4 protein-coding genes are annotated in these 3,552 nt (G+C 64.8%); all 4 read right to left on the minus strand.

The window, feature by feature from the left end; translation table 11 throughout:
- Window positions 1-60: 60 nt before the first annotated feature.
- Window positions 61-711: a glutathione S-transferase family protein gene (locus EOA24_RS31150; protein ID WP_126081740.1), complete on the minus strand. Its 651-nt coding sequence runs from the start codon at window positions 709-711 to the stop codon at window positions 61-63.
- A gap of 100 nt (window positions 712-811) precedes the next feature.
- Window positions 812-1,462, minus strand: a complete 651-nt coding sequence (locus EOA24_RS31155) for a dihydrofolate reductase family protein (protein WP_126081741.1) — start codon at window positions 1,460-1,462, stop codon at window positions 812-814.
- Window positions 1,463-1,558: 96 nt separating this feature from the next.
- Window positions 1,559-2,401, minus strand: coding sequence for an rRNA adenine N-6-methyltransferase family protein (locus EOA24_RS31160; RefSeq protein ID WP_126081742.1), 843 nt, complete (start codon window positions 2,399-2,401; stop codon window positions 1,559-1,561).
- A gap of 36 nt (window positions 2,402-2,437) precedes the next feature.
- A partial coding sequence (locus EOA24_RS31165) for an Nramp family divalent metal transporter (RefSeq protein WP_133374696.1) occupies window positions 2,438-3,552 on the minus strand: 1,115 nt, incomplete at its 5' end.

Consider the following 3,552-nt stretch of genomic DNA (forward strand, 5'->3'; position numbering starts at 1 on the left):
GCCAGCCATATCCGCGAGGGTCTTTCGCGCTATCGCCAGGCGGCGTGACGCGAGCGCCGTTCAGTTGTTCGACGCAGCCAGGGCGACCGCCAATTGGGCGTCGAATGCGCGCTTGAAGGCCGGCCGCGCCTCGCCGCGGGCGACATAGGCGGCAAGGTTCGGGAATTCGTTCAGCAGTCCCGATCTCTGCAGCCGGCGCAGCACGGCCACCATGACAAGGTCGCCGGCGCTGAAGGCGCCGTCGAGCCAGTCGCAATCGCCGAGATGGCGGGAGAGTTCGCCCAGCCGCTTGCGGATCCGGTCGTCGACCAGTGGCAGGCGCTCATCGTGCCACGACGCATCGTGCTCCAGGATCACGGCGGTTGCGCGCTCGAGGATCGGCGGCTCCACCGTGCTGTACGCGGCAAACATCCAGGCGACCGCGCGCGCCCGGGCGTTCGCGTCGTCGGGCAACAGGCCCGCGTGACGCACCGCGATGTGGAGGACGATCGCGCCTGACTCGAACAGAGCGAGATTGCCTTCTTCGTAGGTCGGGATACTGCCGAAAGGGTTGAGCGCGAGATGCGCCGGCTGCTTCATCGCGGTGAATGAGACGAGACGAACGTCGTAAGCTTGTCCGACTTCCTCGAGTGCCCAGCGGACTTGCATGTCGCGCGCCAGCCCCCTGCCGCCATCGGGCGATCGTTGGAAGGCGGTAATGGTGGGTATCATCGGCAGGCCCCTTGTGATGGCGTCGAATGGCTCGTGGCTCTGGAAAAGGCATCGGTCGCGGGCGAGGCGGCGGCGAGGCCGGCCCCGCCCGCATCCATTGCTACTTCCAGGTCCTGCGCCGCTCGAGCTCGGCTTGCGAAGGCTCCTGCTGGGCAAACGATCCTGTGCGGATTTCGCCCGCGCGCTCATAGGTCGCCATGATGACGCCGGTGGTCGTAGCCTGCGATTTGACGAGCTTGAAGGCGGCCGGCATCGCGTTGTCGCCAAACAGCCGCTTGCCCTTGCCCAGCAGCAACGGGAAGATCATCAGCCGGATCTCGTCGATCAGCCCGTTGGCGAGCAAGGTCTGGATCAGATCGCCGGAGCCCTGGATGAGCAGGTCGGGCCCGTCTTCCTGCTTGATCTCCTTAACGCTGGCAACGATATCGGGCCCGAGCGACTGGGTGTTCTCCCAAGTCAGAGAATCGGGCCGATGCGTCGCCACATATTTGGTCGTCGGGTTGAAAACATCCGCGATCGAATCTTTCTGATACGGCCAGTAGGCGGCGAAGATGTCGTAGGTTCTGCGGCCGAGCAGCAGGTCGAAGGGTTTGGAGAACAGTTCCTCCATTGCCGTGCCCGCGACCTCGTCGAAGTAGTGGAACGTCCAGCCGCCGAATTCGAAGCCGCCGACCGGGTCCTCTTCCGGTCCGCCCGGCGCCTGCATGATACCGTCGAGGCTGACGAAGGTGGCGGCGATGATCTTGCGCATAGTCTTTCTCCTTTTGGCTGGTCCGCGCCCGTCACGGCGGGATTTCGAGCTAAGGACGAACGGCAAGGCCGCTTTCCGACACGGCCCCGCGAATTTCTACCGCGCGTTGTCAGCGCGAATGGTGCGTGACGAGAACCAGACATCGCCGAAAACGGCGGTGGCGGTGCGGTCGGGCGCCTTGTCTTCCCTAACCCAGATCGAGCGGGTGCGCGCGGCGCGCTCGCGGGTCGGTATTTTCGCGCCTGGCTCGACGGCGGAGGCGCCGACGCAAGGAATGAACCAGGAGCCCATGAAGGGCCGGCACGCGAAGCCATTTTCCAGGCGGGTTATGAGGACCGCGAGGCCGACGGTTTCGGACGGGCGCCAGGGGAAGATCATGCGGCCGCCAGGCTTCAGCGCTCCCAACCATGCGGCGGGCGGGGCGACGACGCCGGCATTGACATAGATGATGTCGGATAGCGGCAGCGGATTGGCGACGGCGTCGGCCTGGACGATTTCGACATTGTCGTAAGCCGCAAGGTTCGCGTTGGCGCGCGCGGCAAGATCGGCCTCGATCTCGAAGGCGGTGACGCTGCCGCCCGGCTCGACCAGCTTAGACAGCAGCGCCGTATAATATCCGGTGCCGGCGCCGATATGGGTGACGGCCTCGCCAGGCTTCGGCTCGACCTTGCCGAGCCACATGGCATGCAGCAGCGGCTCGCCATTGTTAATGCCCTTGTCGGCATCGAGCACGACGAGCACGTTCTGATAGATATAGCTTGGGTCGGCGCTCGGCGTCTCGAACCGGCCTTCTCCGGCAAAGACGGTCCACGGTCCCGGGCCGAGAAAGGCCTCGCGCGGCACCGAGGCGAACACCTCCTCGATGCGCGGATCGGCCGAGCGGGCCTGCGCGGCCATTAGCCTGGCGTAGAATCTGCGAGCTTCGTCCGGTTTGACCATAGCGCCAAGATAGCGCGTCCGGCTGGAATGTCGCGATCAGCCGGCGAAGGTATCGTAGAGCAGCTTGAAGTTGAGAACGAGGATGACGGCCGCCACCACCCAGGCCAGCGCCGCAAGGCCGCGCGGTATGGCGAAACTGCCCATCTTCTTCCTGTCCGACACGAACTGCACCAGCGGGATGACCGCGAAGGGCAGTTGCATCGAGAGCACCACCTGGCTGAAGACCAGCAACTCGGCCGTGCCCTTTTCGCCATAGAGCGCGGTGACGACAACGACGGGGACGATGGCGATGCCGCGCGTCAACAGGCGCCGCGCCCATTGCGGAATGCGCAAGCGCAGAAAACCTTCCATCACGATCTGGCCGGCAAGTGTCGCGGTGACCGTCGAGTTGAGGCCGGAGGCGAGCAGCGCGACGGCGAACAGGATCGAGGCGATGCTGAGGCCCAGCAGCGGCGACAGCAGCTCGAAGGCCTGGCCGATCTCGGCAACGTCCTGATGCCCGGTGTTGTGGAAGGCGACTGCCGCGACGATCAGGATCGAAGCGTTGACGAACAGCGCCAGGATCAGCGCGATGGTCGAATCCGTCGTCGCCCATTTGATGGCGTCACGCTTGCCGGTCTCGGTGCGCTCATAGGCGCGGGTCTGCACGATCGAGGAATGCAGATAGAGGTTATGTGGCATGACCGTGGCGCCGATGATGCCGATGGCGATGTAGAGCATCGCCGGATTGGTGACGATCTCAGACGACGGCACGAACATCGAATGCAGGATCGTGCCGGCCGGCGGTGCGGCGACGAAGATCTGGATGGCAAAGCAGCCGAAGATGATGATCAGCAGCGCGACGACGAAGGCCTCGAGATAGCGGAAGCCCCTGTTCATCAGCAGCAGCACCAGAAAGGCGTCGAGCGCGGTGAGGATGGCGCCGCCGATCAACGGAATTCCGAACAGAAGCTGCAGCGCGATCGCCGTGCCGATGACCTCGGCGAGGTCGCAGGCGATGATCGCCAGCTCGCAGGCGATCCAGAGCATCAGATTGACGGGGCGCGGATAATAGGCGCGGCAAGCCTGGGCGAGGTCGCGGCCGGCGGCGATGCCGAGGCGCGCGGCCAGCGCCTGCAGCAGGATCGCCATCAGGTTCGACAGCATTATGA

This window comes from Mesorhizobium sp. M2A.F.Ca.ET.039.01.1.1 (assembly GCF_003998035.1).
Classification (GTDB): domain Bacteria; phylum Pseudomonadota; class Alphaproteobacteria; order Rhizobiales; family Rhizobiaceae; genus Mesorhizobium.